Source organism: Paraburkholderia xenovorans LB400, from assembly GCF_000013645.1.
GTDB lineage: Bacteria > Pseudomonadota > Gammaproteobacteria > Burkholderiales > Burkholderiaceae > Paraburkholderia > Paraburkholderia xenovorans.
In genome coordinates, this window is record NC_007952.1 from 1,405,384 (window position 1) to 1,425,657 (window position 20,274).

The following is a 20,274-nucleotide window of genomic DNA, read 5'->3' on the forward strand; positions in this document are numbered from 1 at the left end:
CCGCCTGTCTGGCTCTGCGACGAACCGGTTCCGGTGCGTTCCACGAACCCGACTGATTGCGCAGCCAGCCGCGTTCTATTTAACCGCAGCAACACGCTGCGCCGCATCCTTGCCCGCCGCCGCCGCTTCTGCCGCCTGACACGCGGAGCACAATCCCTTCAATTCGATTTCGTCGCTCGCGAGCCGGTAGCCCGCGTCTTCGATTTGTGTGACGAGCGCCTGGCGCAGCTTGGGCTGGTGCAATTCGGTGACGTTGCCGCACTGCTGGCAGACCACCAGGATGCCATGCTGACATTGCGTCAGATCGTGGCAGACGGTGAACGCATTGATCGATTCGATCCGGTGCACGAGGCCTGCCGAGAGCAGAAAGTCCAGCGCGCGATAAACGGTGGGCGGCGCCGAACCGGGATGGATCTGGCGCATCTCGTCGAGCAGCGAATAGGCTTTGGTGGCGCGCCCGGAATTCAGCAGCAATTCGAGCACCTTACGGCGGATGGGCGTGAGTTTTTCGCCGCGTTCGCGGCAATATTCTTCCGCGAGTGTCAGGGCGGCTTCCTGCGAATCACCGTGCGCGTGCCCCGGCTCATGCGAGTGAACGGAGGTGGCTTTGGCGGTGGTCGCGGCGGGCTTGGCGGTCTTCATGCGACGATTATAAAGGCCATCGTGCCACGCCGTGCCGGCGCGCTGTGCGCTCGCTCGCCGCGGGGCCACGGCGCCGCGCAAAAAAGCGGGCGCAAAGGCAGCAGCAAGGCGGGTGGCCGGCGCTTTGGCCACACGTAGCCCGATGGCTCGAACCCGCTAGTTCAGGTCAGCGGAAAGTCCACATACTTCTTGAACCCCGTACGCGTTGCAATGCGCGAATACCAGCGCTCCAGATTCGGCAGCGGCGGCCGCTCGACGCCCTCCACGCCGAACCAGCGTTTCGCGTAGGCGCCGATCACGATGTCGGCCAGCGTGAACTTCTCGCCTTCGAGAAAGAAGCGCCCTTGCAGATGCGAGTCCAGCATGCGCCACAGCAGGGCGACGGCGTCGAAGTCGCTGGCCAGCTTCGCGGTGTCGCGCGCGGCGGCGGGCGTGCGCACGAGCGCCCAGAACACGGGACGCTCGGCGGGTTGCAGCGTGGACAACGACCAGTCGAGCCAGCGGTCGATGCTGGCACGCGCTTTCGGTTCAGACGGATACAGCAGACTGCTTTCGCCGTAGTTCAGCACCAGATAGCGCAAAATCGAGTTCGATTCCCACAGCACGAAGTCGTCGTCGACCAGCGTCGGAATCTTGCCGGTCGGGTTCATCGCCAGATAGGCGGGTTCGTCGTTGCGGCCGAATTGCAGGCCGGCGTCGATCCGTTCATACGGCAGCACCAGCTCGTCGCAGCACCACAACACTTTCTGGACGTTGACCGAATTGGTGCGTCCCCAGATCGTAATCATCCGGTAAATCCTTTTCCTGACAGTTGGCAAGCCGCGCCCGGCGCGCGGCGTTCAGCCGGTAACGATACACGATGCGTGCGATTTTGGGCGCCGCCGGGCGACAGCCGGCCACCGCGAACATGCCGGGCGGCACGTCTGAAAGCGCCGCCGCTACAGGCATCCGGCAATATGCGCGCGTTGCGTACAATGAGCCCATCCGAATACGACGAGGCACGCATGGCCCGCATTGTTCCCGACGACTGGAAGAGCCTCGCCGCCACCGGCGCGGCGGCCCGCGAGCGCGAAACGCTGGCGTTGCTGGAAGAAGCGCTTCCCGAGGGCTACACCGTCTATCACGGCGTGCACTGGACACGTCTGAGCCAGAACTTCTCGGTGTTCGGCGAAGCGGATTTCGTGATCGTCAGCCCGGCCGGGCGCGTGATGATCGTCGAACAGAAAACCGGCTTCCTGCGCGAAACGCCGAAAGGACTGGTCAAGGTTCATCTGCAGACCGAGCGCAACGTGGCGATCGCGCTTGCGCACACCGTCGAAAGTCTGCACCGGCGCTTTACCGCGGCATTCGGCGCGGGCACGTATTTCATCGAGGAACTGCTGTATTGCCCCGATCACATCGTCAAGGACGCGGCGATTGCCGGCGTGAATCCCGCCCGGATCGTCGACGCGACGCGCAAGGACAGGCTCGCGGCGGTCATCCGCGAAGCCTTGCCGGCCGATGAGCCGCGCCTTGCCAGCGCGCCGAAAATCCATCACTTTTTCGCCGACGAACTGGCGCTCACGCCCGACGCCAGCGCGCTGCTCGGGCAGGCGGGCACACTCGTTACGCGTCTGGCGGGCGGTCTCGCGACGTGGGCGAGGCGGCTCGAGTTCTCGCCGTTCCGGCTGCGGGTGGTCGGCACGGCAGGCTCCGGCAAGACGCAACTCGCCGTGCAGGTCATGAAAGACGCGGTGGCGCGCGGCCAGCGGCCGTTATACGTGTGCTTCAACCGGCCGCTGGCGGACCACATAGCCCGGGTCGCGCCGCCCGAAGCGAAGGTGGCGAACTATCACCAGCTATGCGACTGGATTGCGCGTGATGCGGGCCGCGAGCCGGATTTCCAGGCGGGCGGCGTGTCGCCCAACGGGACTTCCCTCGCGGCGTTCGATCAGCTCGAAACGATTTTCGCCGAAACGCCGATCGGCCCGCGCTGGCAATTCGACGTGCTGATCGTGGACGAAGGCCAGGATTTCCAGCAGCCGTGGGTCACCGCACTCGAGCGCCTGTTGCGCCCAGGCGCCGCGTGGTGGTGGCTCGAAGACCCGCTACAGAATCTGTATATGCGTGAACCGGTCGCGCTGCCCGGTTGGACCACGCTGAAGGAGACCACGAACTATCGCAGCCCGCGCGACATTCTCGATTATGTGCGCGACGTGGTCGGCGCCTCGGTGCCGGTCGCCGCGGCGCTCGCCTCAGGCAGTCCGTTCGACGGCTCCGATATTTCGCTCTCCGTGTACGACGAGGCCAATGCAGCCGAGGGCAGCATCGAGGCGACCAAGCGCGCGATCACCCAGGCGCTCTCGCTCGGCTTTCGCAAGCAGGACATCGTCGTGCTGTCGTTTCGCGGCCGCGAAGGCTCGGCGATGACCGCGCTGGATCACCTCGGGCCGCATCGGCTGCGCAGTTTCACGGGCAAGTACGATATGTTCGGCAACCCGGAGTACCGCGAAGGGGACGTGCTGTTCGAGTCGATCTACCGCTTCAAGGGGCAAGCCGCGCCGTGCGTGATTTTAACCGAGGTCGACTTCGAGAACTTCGACGAACGCATCGCGCGCAAACTGTTCGTCGGTGCCACGCGCGCGACGATAAAGCTGATCGTCGTGGCGTCGCAGCGGGCCGCGCGGCATCTGCATTTGCGCGGCGGCAAGGAGGCGAGGGAAGCGAAAGACGGGCGGGAAGCTTAGGGGCCGCTCAGGTCCGGCCCGGACGCTCGGCACGCCCGTGCCAGTCGGTCACACAGACCGCTCGGTCCTGCTCAAACCCACGCGCGCGCGCCCACCAGCATGCCGGTTTGCGTGTGCGCGTCCCACCAGATCACGCGCAACAGCGGTGCCTGCTGAGCGATCAGCAGCGCCTGCACCGGATCGCTCTCGATGAAATGCGTGACACCGCCGCGCAATGCGGCCGTGGCCTTGTGAGCGGCGCTGCCGGCTGGGCTTTCATCGTGCGTGTCGGGCGTGCGCATCGTCAGCTGCAGATGGCCGAAGCCGTGCCGTGCGAGCCACGCCTCGGTGCGCGCGCGATCCACTTCCGGTCGGCCGGTGATGATCGTCCGGACCCGCTGCAGGTCGATGCCGGGCAGCACGTCGAACGGCAGCAGGGCATCGCGCTCGGCGAGCGCGGCGGCCAGATCTTCGTCATAGCGGGCGAGCGGGACGTCGGGCAGCAGAATGCCGTCGAGGTCGATCGCATAGGTGGCGTATTCGTGATCGTCCGCCATCGCGGGCGCCTCGCCGGCTTCGACGCGCGCCCAGTCTTCGCGATAACGCTCGGTGTAGGCCTGGCGCTCCCACGGAAACAGGGCGAAGTAGCCGCGCGCGTCGATCGCGTAGTCCGGTTGCGTGCGGCTCAGGTCGTCCACGGCGCCGGTCAGCGTCCTGACCACGAGGCCCTGCCGCTGAAGAAACGCGATGCAATCCGTCAGCGTAAAACCGCGCCCCGCGATGTCCTCGCACAGCAGCACGACCGAGCCCGAGGGCGGGATCGGCAGCGTCGAATCCCATGCAACCGTGCGCGCCGCGCGGTCGTAGCGCAGGAACGCGACCGGCGTGCCGACGGCGTGCGACACCATCAGCGCGAGCGGCGCGCCGCCGCGCAGAATGCCGATCGCCATCGTGAAACGCTCGGCCAGCAAGGCGGGTTGCAGCGACTCGATCCAGTGATCGAGCTGTTCGTACGTCAGGGGCAAAACCGGCTTGTTCATGACTCGTAGGGCGGCGCGTGGCGCGTGTGAGGCGAGTTTCTCTGGCGCGGGCGCAGCTTGCGGTGCTCGCGCGGCCGCGGCTCCTCGTTTTTGAGACAGTGAATTTTGGCGATATTATGCATGCGGTTCAAAGATCGCGCGTCTGGGGCAACGGGTGGCGGGCGCGGCAACAGATCGGACCGGAGACTGTCCGGCCACCGGCAGCAGGATAGACAACGGAATAAAAAAGCAGATGACCAAGTTGACCGCAGCGGTGAATGGCAGGAAACGTGCGATCTGGGCCGCGGGCCTCGTTCTCTCACTGGCCGCATGGAGCGCGCAGGCCCAGCCGGATCCTCTGCCTTTATCGCTCGACGTGCGCGGCAAGATCGGCAAGACTACCGATGCGTCGCACCAGACGTACCATTTCACCGAGGCTCAACTGCTCGCACTGCCGGTCCATACGATCACGACCGCGACCACCTGGACGCCGCGTTCCACCTTCACAGGACCGCTGCTGGCGGATATTCTGAAGACGGTTGGTGCGTCTGGCAGCCAGATCGAAATCCACTCGCTCGACGACTACACCTACACCATTCCGGTGTCGGACTGCGATCGTTATGGCGTGATCGTCGCATACAGCATGAACGGCCGGCGTCTGAAGATCAGCGACTTCGGGCCGCTGTTCCTCATCTACCCGCGCGATGCGTTCCCCGATGAACTCAAGGGCGCCTCGGGCGATTCGAAATTCGTATGGCAGATCAAGGCCCTCATCGTCAAATAGCGCGCCGTCCGTGGCGCCGTGTCCTCTACGTGCTGATCTGGCTGACCGCGCTGGCGGCGCCGGCCGGCGCGATCGGCTACCTGTTGTACGCGAATCTGCTCAACACGCGCGCCACCGAGCAGTTGACCGGTTCTTACGACGGCTTCTACTGGGACGCCGCGCAGTTGCAGATCGCCTACGCGCGCTTCGAGAATCAGCTGCTGCTGTATCAGTCGGGCGTCGACGACGACTATGCGCGGCTGATGCTGCGTTACCAGTTGCTGCAATCGAAACTCCACGTGATGGCGGGCTCGACGCGCCGGTTGACCACGCAGCTCTCGCTGCTGCAAAGACAACTGGACGAAATTCATTCGCTCGACCGGCTGCTCAGCGGTATCGCACCTGAAGTCGATGCGTTGCCGAAAGACCGCGGCGAGGCCAATCAGATCGTCGCGCAACTGCGCGAGCACTGGAACGAGGTCAACGATCTCGCGTTGAGCCGGCGCCTTACCGACGTCGCCGACCGTGAAGCGATGAACCGCGATTTCATCGACAAGCGCCGCATGCTGTTCGCCGGCGGCCTGTTGCTGCTGTTGCTATCGGCGGCGGCGACGCTGCTGCTCGTGTTGAACGGGCGGCGCCGCACGCGTTTGATGCGCCAGCAGCACGCGGCGCTCGAAGCCGAGCACCAGGCGAGCCGCGCGGCGCGCGAGGCCAGTCACGCCAAGGACGCGTTTCTCGGCATGATCAGTCACGAACTGCGCACGCCGTTGCATGCCATCGTGTCGTCGATCGAATTGCTGGGCTTCAACTATCACTCCGAGGCGGACCGCAAGGTGATCCAGCGGCTCGACACCGCGGCGCGGCATCTGGAAGCGCAGATGAAGGACCTGACCGACTACGCGCGCCTCGGTGCCGGCAAGCTCGAATTGCGTCATGAGCATTTCGAGCCGCGCGAGCTGCTGGCGTCGATCGTCGATGAACACGCAATGTCCGCTGCCGCGCGCGGTCTGCGGCTCGAAAGCGAGGCGAGCGGCGCGCACGGCCTGGTCGATTCCGATCCGCACCGGATCCGGCAGATCGTCAATAACCTCGTGACCAACGCGATCCGCTACACCGAGACCGGCACCGTGCGGGTGCTGTTGCGGCAGCAGCCGGCGCTGCTGGTCTTCGTGGTCAGCGACACGGGGCCGGGCGTGCCGCATGCGCAGATTCCGCTCATCTTCCAGGAGTTCACGCAGTTGGACTCGTCGCGCACGCGCCGCTTCGAAGGCGCGGGGATGGGGCTGACGATCGTGCAGGGGCTCGTCAAGCTGTTCGGCGGCACCGTCGAGGTGGCGAGCAAGGTGGGTGAGGGCACGACGTTCACCGTCACGATTCCGGTCACGCCGGTCGCCGCCAGGCAGCCGCCGGACGTGGCGGCGCGCACCGAGCCTCGCGGTGCGCGTCCGTGCGTGCTGATCGTCGACGACAACCGCCTGATTCGCGAGTCGCTCGGCGAAATGGTCGCGTACATGGATTTCGATGCGCACACCGTCGCCAATGCCGACGACGCGCTCGCCTGGCTCGACGCGCGCCGCTGCGACGTGGTGCTGCTCGATCTGCATATGCCCGGGCGCGACGGCTATACGTTTCTCGCGGACTTCGCCGCGCGCGGCGGGCCGTCCGCGGGCGTGCCGGTGATCGTGGTCAGCGCGTACGCGCCGGACGAGGGAACGGAGGATGGCGCCGGCTCGCAGCAGCCGTTCTTCGATGCGTTATTGAAGCCGGTGCATTACGAGGAACTCCGCAGCGCGTTGCAGCGGGCTCTGGCTTCGCCGCATACGGTGTGATGCGAAGCAGACCGCTTGAGACCGCCTGCGGCCGCTTACGGCCGGTTCAACCGCTTCGACAGATCGGCCACCAGAATCGCCATGCGCGCAGGCTTTTCATAGCACGCGACGTCGTAATTGCGGATCACCTGGCTGATCTCCGACTCGCTGGCCTTGCCCGTCAGCAATTCGCCGGTCAGCACGAAAATCGGCGCGTCCGGGTTTTCCGAGCCGCGCACCGCGCGAATCGCGGCCGCCGAGGTCTGCGAGCCGAACAGCCAGTCGATCACGACACCGTCGAACACCTGGGCTTGCAGTTGTTCGGCGAACGCCGCCAGTCCGTAGATCGCGACCGCCGCGAAGCCGCTGCGCTCCAGATAGTCGCGCAGGTTGTCGGCGCTTGCCTGATCGTCGTCGACCACGGCGATGGTCGGCTTGTCGGTTTCGGCGCGGCGCGGATAGATCTCGATCTTGTGAACCTCGTACGCGCTCTGGTAAAGCGTGCCGTCGTGACGCGCCACGCGCCATTGACCGAGCCTCGCGTAGGCGACGAATTCGGGGCGGCTGCCCGCCTCGAGCGCGGCGCCGACCCAGGCCGTGCAGGCCAGTTCGATTGCGCCAATGCAGAACACGGCTTCCTGGGCGATCGCGCCGACCATGCCCGGATCGAGCGATTGCGCGCCGAACAGCTGGGCGGCCGGTTCGCCGAACACCTCGGCAACCTTCTTGATTTGCGAGAGAGTCCACGGGCTGTTGCCGCGCAGCTTGCGGTGCCCCTGTGAAAAACTCAGGTCGAGAATGCGGCACAGCTCCGTGGTCTGCTGGCGCTTGCCGATTCCGTGCCGGCTCATCAACTCGCGCACGCGCTCGGCGACTGCGATGGAGTCAGGTGAGTGTGTTTCGTTGGCCATACTGCGTGAGAATCCGCCGTCTTAAAGGGTACTGGGAGCGCGATACGACAGGCGCAACACGGCCATGCACATTCGATGCGCATTGGCGCGGCTACGCAGGGGACAGCAAATGTACCGTAAAAAGTATCGCAGTCTGCAGTTTTGTTGACCGCCGCAAAGCCCGTTGGTGCGAGAGTCGGAACGGACCGGCGCGGCGATGTTTTTATGCATGGAGCATCAAAACGTATTTTACCGAGTACCGGGGAAGCCGCGCTGCATCGGCGGAGAAATATGTCTGCGCCGATGTCTGCGCCGATGTCTCCGGCGCGGCAGGCGCTCCGGAATGCCTGGCCGGCGGGCAGCCGTTGCGCGGCCATTGGGCCGATATCTGCGTCGCGAATCAAGTGCCGATATCGTCCGTGACGGATAAACGGTGCTTCATTCGCTTCCGCGCCCGCACCGGCCTTGGGCACCAGGGCATTGCGAACCGCCGGGCCGCCTGCGAAGATTATGTCCACACTTAAAACCCGCCAGTCTGATGACCACCACTTACCCGCTGCACGCGAACTTCACGCCCGCTGACCAGGTGTTCCCGAAACATGCCGACGTGGTGATCGCCGGCGCCGGCATCATGGGCTGCGCGGCCGCCTACTATCTGGCGCGCCGCGGGCTCTCGGTGGTGGTGCTCGACAAATCGCGGATTGCCGGGCAGCAGTCGTCGCGGGCGTGGGGATTCGTGCGCCAGCAGGGCCGTGAAGCCGCCGAAGTGCCGCTGATGATGGCCGGCATCAAGCTGTGGGAGAAACTCGAAAGCGAGCTGGATTTCGACCTCGAATGGCGTCAGGGCGGCTGTCTCTACGTGGCGACCGGCGAAGAAGACTGGAGCTCGTTCCAGCAATGGATGGAGGTCGCGCGTCAATACGGGCTGGATACCCGCACGATCGAGCGCAAGCAGATCGACACGGTCGTGACCGGCATGCAAGGTCCGGCGCTCGGCGGCCTCTACACCCCGAGCGACGGTCAGGCGGAGCCGCGCCGCGTCGCGGCCGCCTTCGCGGCGCGGGCGGCCGAAGCCGGCGCGCTGTTTTTCGAAGGCTGCGGGGTGATCGGCGTCGAGCGCGCGGGCGGCGCGATTGCCGGCGTGGTGACCGAGCGCGGCACGCTGCGCACTTCGCGCTTCATCTGCGCGGCCGGCGCGAGCAGCTGGCGTCTGCTCGAAACGCTCGGGCTCGAACTGCCGCAACAGGCTGTGCGCGGCACCTGCATGCGCACCAATCCGCTGCCGCGCATCACCGCATCGACGTTCTGGGGGCACGGTCTGGGCGTGCGGCAACGCGCGAACGGCGCGATCAATCTCGCCGACGACATGCAGGTCGACGTCGATATGACGCTCGGCCATTTCCGCGCGCTCAAATGGTTTCTGCCGGAGTTGTGGGCGCAGCGCGAGAAATTCAGCTTCCATCTGAACGGCGCGTGTCTGCGCGATCTGCGCGACCGTCTGCCGGGCGGCGTGCCGGAAAACGAACGTGTGCTGCATCCGCGCGATCCGAACCCGCAGCCGAACGGGCGTCACGCGCCGGACGCGCTGAAAAAACTGCGCGCCCTGTTTCCCGCGTTGAAAGACGCGCAGGTGGTCGAATCGTGGGCCGGCCTGATCGACGTGCTGCCCGACGGCATTCCGGTGATCGACGCGCCAGCGCAGGTCAGCGGTCTGACGATCGCCACCGGCTTTTGCGGCCACGGTTTCGCGATGGGACCGATTGTCGGCAAACTGCTCGCGGAACTGAACGATGGCGGCGAGGCGTCGCTCGATCTGTCGGCGTTCCGGTTGCAGCGTTTCTTCGACGGCACGATGCAGCGGCCGCGCAGCATGCTGTAGACCTTACCCGTAAGCGCCGCTTCACGCGTCATTTCGGACATCACCACTGCATGGCGCCGCCCTTGCGATGCAAGCGGCAGCGTCCTGCATTACCTTCTGCAACCTTCGTCGGGTTTTCATCTCTCCAGCGGGACATTGGTGCGGCATGGCAGACCGTCGCCCGACCGTCCCGCATTTCCGGTGCTGTCATCACAATGGAGGGAGAGCAGTCCATGAAGGTATTCGCTGTAAACCAGAGCGCAGTTTCCCGTTTTCCGGCAAGCGAGGATTTATCGGCTAATGCGCACGGGCCCGCCGCGCAGCTGCCGCGAGCCCCGTCGCGCGACGACCTGTTGCGTGAGCTTATGGGAGAAGTCCCGCATTGGCAGGCCGGCTTTGCCGGCGCGAATGCCGGCGCGACGCAGACGCGGTCGGGGCGTGAAAGGACCGCCGATGTATCGAAGCCGGAGCCCGAGCCGGCACCGGCCGAGCGGACCGGGCGGGCCAGGCGCTCGCCCGCGCCGCAGACTCCGCCGCCACCCGGGGCGCCCGTTCAGGTCCAATACAACGGACACACGATCACCCTGCGGCCCGCCTCTCGCTGCACCTCCGGACATTCAAACCACGGCTCTGCAGGCGAACGCGTTCAACATGCTGTATCGGCCGGCAATCAACGACGATCCGCAAACGCTGCCGGGCGTGTGCCGGGAATCATTGTGCTCGGGCTCGGTGCTGCATCTCGAGCGAGTGGCCGCGAGCGGCGGTTCGACGCTGCTGTCGGCCGCGGCCAGTGTGAGAGGCCAATTGAAATCAGGAGGCCAGGTACACGACGCGGTCATGACGGAGATCGAGCGCGCCCATCAACAGTTCACGCGCTTTTCCCAGCCGGCGGAACTGCCCGGTCACATCAGGCACTAGGACCCCGCAAGCCAGGCCGCGAGAAACGGGTACAGTGCCGACGGACTCATCGACGACCTGCGGCGAAACTTCGGCTCGCCGTTCATGGTTCGAACCTCGGCAGGTGAGATCCAGCAAAGGCCGAACGATTTCGCGAACATCAACCTGTACTATCAGCTGATTCCCGACCGTAACGGCAGAACGTACGTGCCAGGCGGGATCGACGGGCATGTGGTCGGGATCCAGAGGCTATTTCGCGACCCGGATTATCGAAACGATCGCTACCAGGTAAACGAAAGCAATTCAGGCACGTTCGAGTACGCGAATTTCGATCAGATGGCCTATGCATTGAACGATTTCTATAACAACGCGTATCGTGAGGTGGCCAGCAGGATCGTCGGTTTCTCGACCAGTTATTACTTTCCGACCGAGGCCCACGCGAGCGGCTCGAATCCGCGCGACATCGGAGCCTATGCGCTCGAAGATCTGCCGCTCGATCTGTCCGGGAGCGCACAACAGCCCGCCCGGCAGCCGGCGCCACAGCCTGTGCAGGAGCAGCCGCTCGACCTGTCCATGCCGCGCAGACCCTACGTAAGTCTGACGCCACCACGAGTCGATTTGCCGCCGCCCCCCCGAGCCGCCAGGCAGCCCGTATCGCGGCGGCGACCCGCTCAACGAACTGAAGCGTTCCACCGGCGAGTCGCCCGATCCGCTGGTGCTCTACCGTCCATCCTGCGTGACGCCGGACGAGATGAAGAAGCAGGGTGGCTTTAGCGCGGAGGGGACGCGATTGCAGAACATCAATCTCAGCACGCATAACGGCGACGTCGCATCCGGCAGAGGGGTCACGGACGGCGCCGGCTACCTAGGTGCGTTCCGCAAGCTCGATACGGCAACGCAAAGTCCGCAGTTCGCCGGCGGCGAGAAGGGCTACATCTACGATGTCGCGCCCACGCCGAACATGGTCGATGTCGCGGCGACGCTGGGCGAGCGCACCCGCAAGCCGGAGGACGGCGAAGTTGCCGCGCTCGGGCGCATCGACAGCACGCAGATTCGCGGCTGGCGGCCCGTGATAGATGGCAAGGTCGGTGATTTCGTCGCCAATCCCGACTATCGCTGGGACGTGTACGACCAGACTCACATCGCAAGTCCGCAGCCGCAACTCTCGGGCTTTGCCGCCGACGATTCCGCGTGGGGCGACGCGAGCCGTCGCCCGTTCGTGGAAAAACGCGAAAGCGGAGACAAGACCGTCTATGCGGCCCACGAAGACCCGAACCTCGCAACGGCCCAGTTTTATGCCCATGCGAAGGAAAAAATCCGCTCGCTCGAACGCGGAGAAAGCTACCTCGGGCCTGTCGCCATCCGGGCGAAGAACGACTTGCTCAACGGGGTGTTCGGCACGCTCGGGGCCGGGGCGGTTTTCCGTAGCGACGGTTCGACTTCGTTCACGGGGCCCGACGACAGCTATGTCGGCGTCATCATTCCCAAACAGGCCAAGCCGGACTTCGGCAATCTGGAACTCGCGCCCGATGGCCGGCTGCAATTCACGGGCGACATGCTGAAGGGCGAGGTCGTGCGCGTCGGCAGCAATGGTCGCCTGTATGTCGACCGGCGTCCTGCTGACGTGAACGATCAGAACGGCGTGTTTCGCTACGACAACCGCAGCCGGCTGGTTCATGTGCCGGACGGCAAGTGGGTGACCTACGGTCCGGACGGCCACGCCTACCTGACCGACGACACGAAGCCCAGTCCGTTCGAAGCGCTCAAGACGGAGTGGGGCATCGTCGATTCGACAGGACACGCCGTGAGTCCGCCGCCCAGCCCGTCCGCCTTCACGAATACCGATGCGGGCACGGCGAACACGCTGTACCGGTTCGAACGCGATTCCGATAGCGCGCTTGCGCCGCAGGCGACGCACTTCGTAACCGAAGTGCCGATCCTGAGCCGCTACGACACGCTCGGCAGCTGGCTCGACCGGGTGAACGATAAATCCAGCAGTGCGCCTGATCCGCTCGGAAAGTGGCTGAACGAGCGCAATGCGGCGTGGCTGTTTCCCGATGGCTACTACGTGGTAGCGCCTACGCCCGACCGGCTCGAAGTGCGCAATCTCGAAGGCGCGAGCAAGGCGACGCTCGAACTGAAAACGCCGGGCGCCCCGTTCGTGTTGACGCAGTCACAGGCGATCCACCCCGACTACAAGATTCCGCAGTCGATCTGGAAGCGCCTTGCGGACTATACGCAGACGAGACAGCGGCTGTCCGAACTTCAGGCGCCGGCATAACGCGCGGGCAAGCGAGCACATGGCGGGGCCGTCCCGTCTCACGGTGGGCGCCGTGACCGGGTCCGTTTCCTGCTGAGCGGCCTGCACCAACTTATGCGACACCGGACCCGCCATGAATCGAACCTATGCTCTGCTTGCCGCCAGCCTGATTGTGATTGCTCCCGCTTTTGCCGCCCCGGCGAACGCCGCCACCCGCGACGAACAGACCAAGGCCTGCCGCGGCGACGCCATGCACTTCTGCGCCGCGGAGATCCCCAACAAAGAGAAGATCACCGCCTGCATGAAGCAGCATGTCGACGAACTCAGCCCCGCGTGCCGCGCGATGTTCAAGGGTCACGACAAAGCCGGCGACAAACGCGACTCGCAGTGATGTCGGCGCGGCCTGCCTGCGCGATCCGGCCCCTCGATTCGCGCGGCGTCGTAGAATCGCTTGTCTCCGACTTCCGTAGCCGCCGCATGTGCGATCTGCGCGAGCCGGGGTCGCGTCTGCCGCACTCGCTCTTGCCGCGCGGTGCCCGGCAGACTCAACCTCTTGCCAAGGACTGGAACAAGCTGCCCATGACTCGCCCGACCACGCAGATTTTCGACGCCGCCGCGACCGCGCGGCTGATTCCGTATGCCGCACTCGTCGCCGCGCTCAAGCGCGCGAGCATCGAATATGCGCAGCAGCGCATCGCAAGTCCCGAACGGCTCGTCGTGCCGCTCAACGAAGGCGGCATCATGCTGTCGATGCCGGCTACCGCGCCCGACCTCGCGATCCACAAGCTGGTCAACGTGTGCCCGGCCAACGGCCCACGCGGCCTGCCTACCATTCACGGCAAAGTCATGACGTTCGACGCCGACACCGGCGAGACGCTCTTCATCCTCGACGGCCCGATCGTCACGGGGCGCCGCACGGCGGCGATCTCGATGCTCGGCGTCGAAACCTTCGCCGCCGCCGCGCCGCGCGAGTTCCTGCTGATCGGCACCGGCACGCAAGCGCTCAACCATCTGGAGGCGATCGGCGAGCTGTTTCCCGAAGCACGCGTGTGGGTGAAGGGCAGTGCGCCCGCGCGCGCCGAAGCGTTTTGCGCACAGCATCACGACAAGGCGCGCGAGATCCGGCCGTTCACGCAGGACGGCGCGGCGATTCCCGAGTCGGTCGACGTGGTGATCGCGCTGACCACGAGCAGACAGCCCATCTACGACGAAGCCGCGCGCGCGGAGCGCCTCGTGATCGGCGTCGGCGCATTCACGCCCGCTATGGTCGAGATCGGCGCGCGCACCATCGCCGGCAGCGCGCTGTTTGTCGACGACGAGGCCGGCGCGCGCCACGAGGCCGGCGACTTCATTCAAGCGGGCGTGGATTGGGCCCAGGTCGGCGGGATCGCCTCGGTGCTCGGCAACCCGGCGCTGCGGCCGCAGAAAGAACCGGTCGTTTTTAAAAGCGTCGGCTGTGCGGCCTGGGATCTGGCGGCGTGCCGCGTGGCGCGCGAGGCTTTGTCAGGCGGTTGAAGGCTTGCCGGCGAAAGCCGGACAAAGTCCTCCAGGCAGGCCGCTCACGCCGCGGGTTGGCATATTGCGCCAACCTGCGGCACATGTTGCCGTGCAAACAATCTCAAAACGTTGCACCATAGGCGTTTGTCAGAAAAGAGTGCCGGGCCGTCGGCACGGTGTTTCACTGCTGCTTTTTTCTGCCGGCTTTTTTCTGCCCTTCACCCACGCCTTATCCCTCACGACGCTGCGACCGCGCTATGACGACCCACCACGCTTCTGCCACTCCCGACCTGCCGCTCGACATGATCATTTTCGGCGGCACCGGCGACCTGTCGTTTCGCAAGCTGCTGCCCGCGCTCTATATGGCGCATCTGCACTGCAACCTGCCGCCGGACACCCGCATTCTCACAATCGGCCGCAAGCCCTGGTCGCGTGAGGAGTACATCAACGAATTCATGGAGCAGAAGGCAAAGCCCTTCATTGAAAAGAAAGCGTTCGATGCCGCCGCCTGGGACAAGTTTCTGGCGCTGTTCGAATACGTGCGCATGGACGTGGATTCAGTCGAGGACTATCAACGGCTGAAGGAGGCGTCGCGCGAGGGCGTGCGCCGCGTGTTCTATCTCGCGACGTCGCCGGACCTGTTCACGAACATCTGCGATAACCTCGCGGCGGCGGGATTGGTCGACGGCAACTCGCGGGTGGTGCTCGAAAAGCCGCTGGGCCACGATCTGGCGTCCGCGCAGGAAATCAACACGGCGGTCGGCAAGCATTTCAGCGAAGCGCAGATCTACCGGATCGACCACTACCTCGGCAAGGAAACCGTGCAGAACCTGATGGTGCTGCGTTTCGGCAATCCGATTTTCGGCCCGTTGTGGCAGGCGCCGTATATCAAGAGCGTGCAGATCACGGTGGCGGAGACGGTCGGCGTGGGCAGCCGCGCGGGCTTCTATGACAAGACCGGCGCGCTGCGCGACATGGTGCAGAACCACTTGCTGCAACTGCTGTGCATTGTCGCGATGGAGCCGCCCGTGTCGCTCGACCCGGACGCGGTTCGCGACGAAAAGCTCAAGGTGCTGCGCTCATTGCGGCCCATGACGCCGGAAGACATCGCGCGCGACACCGTGCGCGGCCAGTACACCGCCGGCGCGGTGGACGGCGAGGCGGTGAAGGGTTATCTCGAGGAAGACAACGTGCCGGCAGGCAGCCGCGCCGAAACCTTCGTCGCGTTGCGCGCGCATATCAACAACTGGCGCTGGGCGCATGTGCCGTTCTTCCTGCGCACCGGCAAGCGGATGCAGAAGAAAGTATCGGAGATCGTCATCGAGTTTTCCGAACTGCCTTTCTCGATCATCCCGAACGGGAATAGCGGGCGCAACTACGGCAACCGGCTCGTGATCCAGTTGCAGCCTGAGGAGTCGATCCAGTTGCAGGTGCTCGCCAAGGAACCGGGCAGCGGCATGCATATGCTGCCGGTGAATCTGAATCTGGATTTGCAGCAGGCTTTTACCGAGCGTCGCGCGGAAGCGTACGAGCGTTTGCTGATCGACGTGATTCGCGGACGCCTCACGCACTTCATGCGTCGCGACGAACTCGAAGCAGCATGGGCGTGGGCCGAGCCGATTCTGGCAGGCTGGAGCAAGTCGGGCGAGAAGCCGCGTGGCTATACGGCGGGCACGTTCGGGCCGGCTGCATCCACCGCGCTGATGGCGCGGGAAAATGCAGTGTGGGCGGAAGAGTCGCAATAAGATTTTTTCTTCAGTGCTGTAAGAAGCCCGCAAATGCCGGCGGGCTACACAAGGTTGCTGTTACGGAAGCCTGTTGCGTGCTGGGCAGGCGTTTCCATGCGAATGCGCTTGCGAATACGCTTGCGCTTGCAACCACGACCGCTGCAATCAGATAGCCTGAAACAACGAGTACAAAGTTAGTCCACACCTCGATATCGTAGGCATCGGGGATCCTGTCAGCCGGGATACAGCGCACGCAGCAGCCATTTCACGAAATCCGCAAGCCATAGCGGAATTTCAACGAAAGCTGTTGCGATCGCCCAGCGTAGGCCGCAATAAATTTGACACTACCCGTCCCCAGTAACGACGTGCCAAAGCGCGCGCGAACCGGGATCTCCCTTCTGCAGCGTTGGGCCGACTGGCTCTCCTGCAACGCCTGCGGGCAATAACGCTTAACTCCGTCGCGCGAGCCAACGCCCGCGTACCAGGCGCGCAGCGCCGACAGGGACGCGTTGTCGGGAAAAGATGGTGGAGGGGAAACGTTCGGCATCTGTAGATTATGGCAGGCGGACGACGAAGGGGGCATGACGCGTTTCGCAAAACGGCAGTTTCAGTAAAAAATGCTGGACTATCGATAACAAGGGTTAGCGACAGGGCTCCGTTTTCGGGCGTCTGCACCTCCGCTTGTCGACATGCAATGCGAGGCTAATTCGGAACGGCGCTGCCTTCGAACCTGCGAATTCAGACTCAACAAAAGTGGTTCACAACGATTGAGCGCTGGTCGGCGTACGTCCTGCGCCGAGAAATCAGCTCTAGCCATATTGATATCTCTTTACAACCTACATGTTTGATAGGTTTTTCTCAAAAAAATCAGGGGCTTAATCGCTGGGCTTCTAACGTTTTTGCGTGAGTGAGTTTCAATCTGATATTCGTCTATAGCTTTCAGAGAACCTCTGTCAGCTGTTGCGAAAAACGCGCCAAACGTGAGCCGACTGTCGTCCCATGGAGAGTAAATCAATGCCTGCCGTAACGAGTACAAACGCGCGTGTACGAATCAAGTCGACTGAGCTCTTGTCCGACAATTGGTATGTTTTACGCAAGACGATATTCGATTTTCAGCGAAAAGATGGAAGCTGGCAGACGTTAAGCCGTGAAACATATGATAGAGGGAACGGCGCGACTATCCTGTTGTACAACGTCGAAAAGAAGACTGTCGTGCTTACGCGGCAGTTTCGATTTCCAGCGTTCGTCAACGAGCATGACGGCATGTTGATAGAAGCATGCGCCGGCCTGCTTGATCGCGACGACCCGGAAACATGTATTCGCAAGGAGACCGAAGAAGAAACCGGCTATCGGATCGAAAACGTTCGCAAGGTTTTCGAAGCGTTCATGAGTCCAGGCTCTGTCACTGAACGGCTCTATTTCTTCGTCGGTGAATACTTCGACAACGACAAGGTCGGCGATGGTGGTGGAGTGGAGGCAGACGGCGAGGAAATTGAAGTGCTCGAGATGACGCTGGACGAAGCGCTGGCGTGTGTCGAAAGTGGAGCCATCATGGATGGCAAGACCATCATGCTTTTGCAATATGCAAAGCTTCGCCGGCTTGCAGAGTGAACTGGAGCGCTGAGTCGTGAACGATATTTCCTTATACCCAAAGGTGCTGTTCCGAAGGGACGCGCCGACATGGTTTCTCTATCTGGTGCTGACAATTTTTGGTTTCCAGCAGTCGGTGCTGGGTTCCACATTACCGTTCCTGAGTAGTGAATTTCACTATGACACGGTACAGGTAGGATGGCACTTTACGTTTTACGCGATCGGACTTGTTGCCTCCGGGTTTTTGAGCAGTGCGCTGCTTAAGCGCATGCAGATCAACACATTGATTCGGATTTCTGCGGTTGCGATGGTAACGGCGGTGCTTGCAATCACGCAGGTGAGCGGCTTGACGGGTACGCTCCTCGTTGCGGTTGCAATGGGATTGACCGGGGGATGTGTACAGGCGGCCGTGCAAGCTGGCATTGCGTGGCACCACGCCGAGAATCGCGACATGGCGATGGTGGAGGCTTTTGTCTGTGCGGGAGTAGGCGTGTTCGTTGGACCTTTGTTGATCGGTCAGGCCTCGGCAGCAGGGTTATCATGGCGTTTCGCTTTGCTAGTCTGCGCAGCTGCGCTGGCCATCGTCTTTGCGACGCTTCCCGGCCCGAGTATGCCGGCTGACCGCGCGGCGCCACTTCTTGCACCGGATGATGATGCAGGCGCGCGTTTGAGCAGGGTTCCATTTTCCGTGGTGTTGAGTTGGTTGATGGTTGTGCTCGGCATCGGAGCGGAGTGGGGAGTCGGCTTCTGGGGAGCACAGTACCTTGAAATCCGCCTCTCACTTAGCCCTGCGGAAGCCGTGAGTATGATGGCGTTCTTTTTCGGCGGCACCGTCCTCGGTCGCCTGGTGTCGAGCCGTCTCCTGGCGGTGCTCGACGGTCGCATTATGCTTCCGGCCGTTATTCTGCTTGGCGGTATCGCCATCTTTACCCTATGGATCAGCGAACTGCGCTTGGGAACACTCGCCTCGCTCGTAACGGCGGGTATGTGCCTCGGCAATTTTTTCCCGTTGATTATCAGTAACGCCATTCGGCTTGCGCCAACACGCGTAACACTGATTTCTGTTGGTGCCACACAAGCCGTTGGTGTTTCGCTGCTCATCGTGCCAATTGCGCTTGGCTATCTGGGCCAGTCGATTGGGCTGGTCAACGCAGTCGGCATTCTTGCGGTGTTACCCGCGCTTATGGTAGTTGCCAATTTTTGCGCGTCTTCGTGCACCCGATCGAGCGCTCGCGGCGTCTAGTACCTGAAGGAAGACTGAAATGCAGCCGCCCTTTACGCTTCTTTTTGATTTGGACGGAACACTCGTCAATACCGACGAGTTCCATTTCGCCGCCTATCAGACGCTCCTCGCAGACTTCGGGCGTAGCATTACGCCAGAGATATACCGAACGCGGATAATGGGCGCGCCGAACGACGCCATCATGCGGGAACTGTTCCCTAACGAGCCTGAGAACCGGCATCGGCAACTCGCTGACCGCAAGGAGGAGCTGTTCCGGTCGGCGGTAAAGCACCTGGAGCCTACCCGTGGCGCTATCGATGTCTTCGATTGGGCAGCCCGGAATGATGTCGGTGTCGCAATAGTGACGAACGCGCCACGGCAGAATGCCGAGTTAATGCTGAACGGGCTCGGTTTGACGGAGTGCGTCGATTTACTGGTGATCGGTGACGAGTTGGCGCGTGGCAAGCCGGATCCGCTTCCTTATCTGACTGGCCTCGAACGCCTGGGTGGTACAGCACGGCAAGCGGTTGCATTCGAAGATTCGCTCTCTGGTATTCGATCCGCGACGGGTGCAGGCATATATACGCTCGGGATAAGCACCGGTTTGCCACCCGGCGCATTACGTGGCGCTGGTGCGGCTGACGTGATCGACGACTTTACCGCCGGTGCAGTGTGGGACATCCTTGACCGGGTCGCCAGAGAGGGAACGGCATTCGGGGGTAAATATGAGTAACCCATATAGAGGAAGCAATCTGCCTGCTGACGCAGTGCGGATAGACACCGCAACCGGTACCGGGTCAGAGGCGCGTTTGCGTGCAGTCAGTTCGTTTGAACCGTACGAGCTTGCCGATTATCTTGCTGCACTCAAATTGCATCTGCCCGGCGTGGCAATCGATCTCTGGCGCATGCCAACAGCGACGCTGACCGAGTATCTGCTGTCGGGGGCGCAATGCGACTTGATTCTCGGTTGGGCTGAAACGGCTGCTAAAACGCCCGGGATCGCAGAGCGTATCCTTTGTTCCAACGCTGCGGCAGTGTGCTCCGAGACCGACGGATTCTGCCGTCCGACGGCATTCTCGACCGCATTCGTTGTCGATCCGTCGCTACTCAGGCAACGCGGATTAGCCGTGCCTGCCTCCTGGTCCGCTCTGGCCGATCCAATGCTCGCAGGGGGAATCGTGTTTCCCGATCCGCGTCGTTCAGGGGCTGGCTACCTGGCGTTGTCTACACTGATACAGTGCTTTGGCGATCGTGATGGCTGGCAATTGATGCACGACATTGATCGCAACGTAATCGACTATCCTGGTTCTGCATGGGAGCCTGCCCAAAGAGCCGGACTGGAGGCATCGCGGTAGGCGTTACTGTTCAGATTGCCGCGGCGCGGCGCCGGCAG

18 protein-coding genes are annotated in these 20,274 nt (G+C 63.2%); 14 read left to right on the top strand and 4 right to left on the bottom strand.

The features are described from left to right. Window positions 1-75 precede the first annotated feature (75 nt). Both BXE_RS28225 and BXE_RS28230 read right to left on the bottom strand, forming a co-directional pair. A complete protein-coding gene (locus tag BXE_RS28225; protein WP_011491537.1) occupies window positions 76-642 on the bottom strand; it encodes a Fur family transcriptional regulator in 567 nt (188 codons plus the stop codon). A 161-nt stretch (window positions 643-803) separates the two neighbouring features. Then, complete coding sequence (locus BXE_RS28230) at window positions 804-1,430, bottom strand: glutathione S-transferase family protein (RefSeq protein WP_011491538.1); 627 nt, start codon at window positions 1,428-1,430, stop codon at window positions 804-806. A 216-nt stretch (window positions 1,431-1,646) separates the two neighbouring features. On the opposite strand from BXE_RS28230, the gene BXE_RS28235 reads away from it, so the two are divergent. Beyond that, the gene (locus BXE_RS28235; RefSeq protein ID WP_011491539.1) at window positions 1,647-3,368 is read left to right on the top strand and encodes an ATP-binding domain-containing protein; all 1,722 of its coding nucleotides are present in this window, start codon (window positions 1,647-1,649) and stop codon (window positions 3,366-3,368) included. A gap of 71 nt (window positions 3,369-3,439) precedes the next feature. Here the strand turns inward: BXE_RS28235 and BXE_RS28240 are convergent, their stop codons facing one another. Further along, window positions 3,440-4,387: a phosphoribosyltransferase family protein gene (locus BXE_RS28240; protein ID WP_011491540.1), complete on the bottom strand. Its 948-nt coding sequence runs from the start codon at window positions 4,385-4,387 to the stop codon at window positions 3,440-3,442. A 232-nt stretch (window positions 4,388-4,619) separates the two neighbouring features. Here BXE_RS28240 and BXE_RS28245 point away from each other — a divergent pair, with 232 nt between their 5' ends. Together BXE_RS28245 and BXE_RS28250 are read left to right on the top strand one after the other, a co-directional pair. After that, on the top strand, window positions 4,620-5,150 hold the full coding sequence (locus tag BXE_RS28245) for a molybdopterin-dependent oxidoreductase (RefSeq protein WP_011491541.1): 531 nt from the start codon (window positions 4,620-4,622) through the stop codon (window positions 5,148-5,150). Continuing rightward, entirely contained in the window at window positions 5,120-6,961 is a 1,842-nt protein-coding gene (locus BXE_RS28250; RefSeq protein WP_011491542.1) for an ATP-binding response regulator, read from the top strand. The genes BXE_RS28245 and BXE_RS28250 overlap by 31 nt, the downstream gene beginning before the upstream one ends. Window positions 6,962-6,996: 35 nt before the next feature. Here BXE_RS28250 and BXE_RS28255 read toward each other — a convergent pair whose 3' ends face one another. Then, window positions 6,997-7,851: a helix-turn-helix domain-containing protein gene (locus tag BXE_RS28255; RefSeq protein WP_040124799.1), complete on the bottom strand. Its 855-nt coding sequence runs from the start codon at window positions 7,849-7,851 to the stop codon at window positions 6,997-6,999. A gap of 517 nt (window positions 7,852-8,368) precedes the next feature. Between BXE_RS28255 and BXE_RS28260 the strand changes: the two genes are divergently transcribed. The 11 genes from BXE_RS28260 to BXE_RS44605 all read left to right on the top strand — a co-directional run bounded on the left by BXE_RS28260 (window position 8,369) and on the right by BXE_RS44605 (window position 20,236). Further along, entirely contained in the window at window positions 8,369-9,709 is a 1,341-nt protein-coding gene (locus BXE_RS28260; RefSeq protein ID WP_011491544.1) for an NAD(P)/FAD-dependent oxidoreductase, read from the top strand. 630 nt (window positions 9,710-10,339) lie between these two features. After that, entirely contained in the window at window positions 10,340-10,606 is a 267-nt protein-coding gene (locus tag BXE_RS28265; RefSeq protein WP_040124796.1) for a hypothetical protein, read from the top strand. 84 nt (window positions 10,607-10,690) lie between these two features. Continuing rightward, the gene (locus tag BXE_RS28270) at window positions 10,691-11,359 is read left to right on the top strand and encodes a hypothetical protein (RefSeq protein ID WP_011491546.1); all 669 of its coding nucleotides are present in this window, start codon (window positions 10,691-10,693) and stop codon (window positions 11,357-11,359) included. Next, window positions 11,301-12,866, top strand: a complete 1,566-nt coding sequence (locus tag BXE_RS43455; protein ID WP_148223016.1) for an enterotoxin A family protein — start codon at window positions 11,301-11,303, stop codon at window positions 12,864-12,866. Before BXE_RS28270 ends, BXE_RS43455 begins: the two co-directional genes overlap by 59 nt. Window positions 12,867-12,978: 112 nt before the next feature. Then, entirely contained in the window at window positions 12,979-13,236 is a 258-nt protein-coding gene (locus BXE_RS28280) for a hypothetical protein (protein WP_040124793.1), read from the top strand. Between the two features lie 188 nt (window positions 13,237-13,424). After that, complete coding sequence (gene lhpI, locus BXE_RS28285; RefSeq protein ID WP_040125389.1) at window positions 13,425-14,360, top strand: bifunctional Delta(1)-pyrroline-2-carboxylate/Delta(1)-piperideine-2-carboxylate reductase; 936 nt, start codon at window positions 13,425-13,427, stop codon at window positions 14,358-14,360. Window positions 14,361-14,599: 239 nt separating this feature from the next. Then, complete coding sequence (gene zwf, locus BXE_RS28290; RefSeq protein ID WP_011491549.1) at window positions 14,600-16,087, top strand: glucose-6-phosphate dehydrogenase; 1,488 nt, start codon at window positions 14,600-14,602, stop codon at window positions 16,085-16,087. Window positions 16,088-17,083: 996 nt separating this feature from the next. Next, window positions 17,084-17,680, top strand: a complete 597-nt coding sequence (locus BXE_RS28295; protein WP_011491550.1) for an NUDIX domain-containing protein — start codon at window positions 17,084-17,086, stop codon at window positions 17,678-17,680. A 16-nt stretch (window positions 17,681-17,696) separates the two neighbouring features. Continuing rightward, window positions 17,697-18,902, top strand: coding sequence for an MFS transporter (locus tag BXE_RS28300; RefSeq protein WP_011491551.1), 1,206 nt, complete (start codon window positions 17,697-17,699; stop codon window positions 18,900-18,902). Between the two features lie 19 nt (window positions 18,903-18,921). Continuing rightward, window positions 18,922-19,614 carry an HAD family hydrolase gene (locus tag BXE_RS28305; RefSeq protein WP_011491552.1) on the top strand — a complete coding sequence of 231 codons (693 nt, stop codon included), beginning with the start codon at window positions 18,922-18,924 and terminating at the stop codon, window positions 19,612-19,614. Further along, window positions 19,607-20,236, top strand: coding sequence for an ABC transporter substrate-binding protein (locus BXE_RS44605; protein WP_081435586.1), 630 nt, complete (start codon window positions 19,607-19,609; stop codon window positions 20,234-20,236). Before BXE_RS28305 ends, BXE_RS44605 begins: the two co-directional genes overlap by 8 nt. Window positions 20,237-20,274 lie beyond the last annotated feature (38 nt).

Bases quoted from the DNA above. Each gene is read 5' to 3' on its own strand.
- BXE_RS28225 (WP_011491537.1), bottom strand. From the start codon at position 642: ATGAAGACCGCCAAGCCCGCCGCGACCACCGCCAAAGCCACCTCCGTT.
- BXE_RS28230 (WP_011491538.1), bottom strand. From the start codon at position 1,430: ATGATTACGATCTGGGGACGCACCAATTCGGTCAACGTCCAGAAAGTG.
- BXE_RS28235 (WP_011491539.1), top strand. From the start codon at position 1,647: ATGGCCCGCATTGTTCCCGACGACTGGAAGAGCCTCGCCGCCACCGGC.
- BXE_RS28240 (WP_011491540.1), bottom strand. From the start codon at position 4,387: ATGAACAAGCCGGTTTTGCCCCTGACGTACGAACAGCTCGATCACTGG.
- BXE_RS28245 (WP_011491541.1), top strand. From the start codon at position 4,620: ATGACCAAGTTGACCGCAGCGGTGAATGGCAGGAAACGTGCGATCTGG.
- BXE_RS28250 (WP_011491542.1), top strand. From the start codon at position 5,120: ATGGCAGATCAAGGCCCTCATCGTCAAATAGCGCGCCGTCCGTGGCGC.
- BXE_RS28255 (WP_040124799.1), bottom strand. From the start codon at position 7,851: ATGGCCAACGAAACACACTCACCTGACTCCATCGCAGTCGCCGAGCGC.
- BXE_RS28260 (WP_011491544.1), top strand. From the start codon at position 8,369: ATGACCACCACTTACCCGCTGCACGCGAACTTCACGCCCGCTGACCAG.
- BXE_RS28265 (WP_040124796.1), top strand. From the start codon at position 10,340: ATGCTGTATCGGCCGGCAATCAACGACGATCCGCAAACGCTGCCGGGC.
- BXE_RS28270 (WP_011491546.1), top strand. From the start codon at position 10,691: ATGGTTCGAACCTCGGCAGGTGAGATCCAGCAAAGGCCGAACGATTTC.
- BXE_RS28280 (WP_040124793.1), top strand. From the start codon at position 12,979: ATGAATCGAACCTATGCTCTGCTTGCCGCCAGCCTGATTGTGATTGCT.
- lhpI (WP_040125389.1), top strand. From the start codon at position 13,425: ATGACTCGCCCGACCACGCAGATTTTCGACGCCGCCGCGACCGCGCGG.
- zwf (WP_011491549.1), top strand. From the start codon at position 14,600: ATGACGACCCACCACGCTTCTGCCACTCCCGACCTGCCGCTCGACATG.
- BXE_RS28295 (WP_011491550.1), top strand. From the start codon at position 17,084: ATGCCTGCCGTAACGAGTACAAACGCGCGTGTACGAATCAAGTCGACT.
- BXE_RS28305 (WP_011491552.1), top strand. From the start codon at position 18,922: ATGCAGCCGCCCTTTACGCTTCTTTTTGATTTGGACGGAACACTCGTC.
- BXE_RS44605 (WP_081435586.1), top strand. From the start codon at position 19,607: ATGAGTAACCCATATAGAGGAAGCAATCTGCCTGCTGACGCAGTGCGG.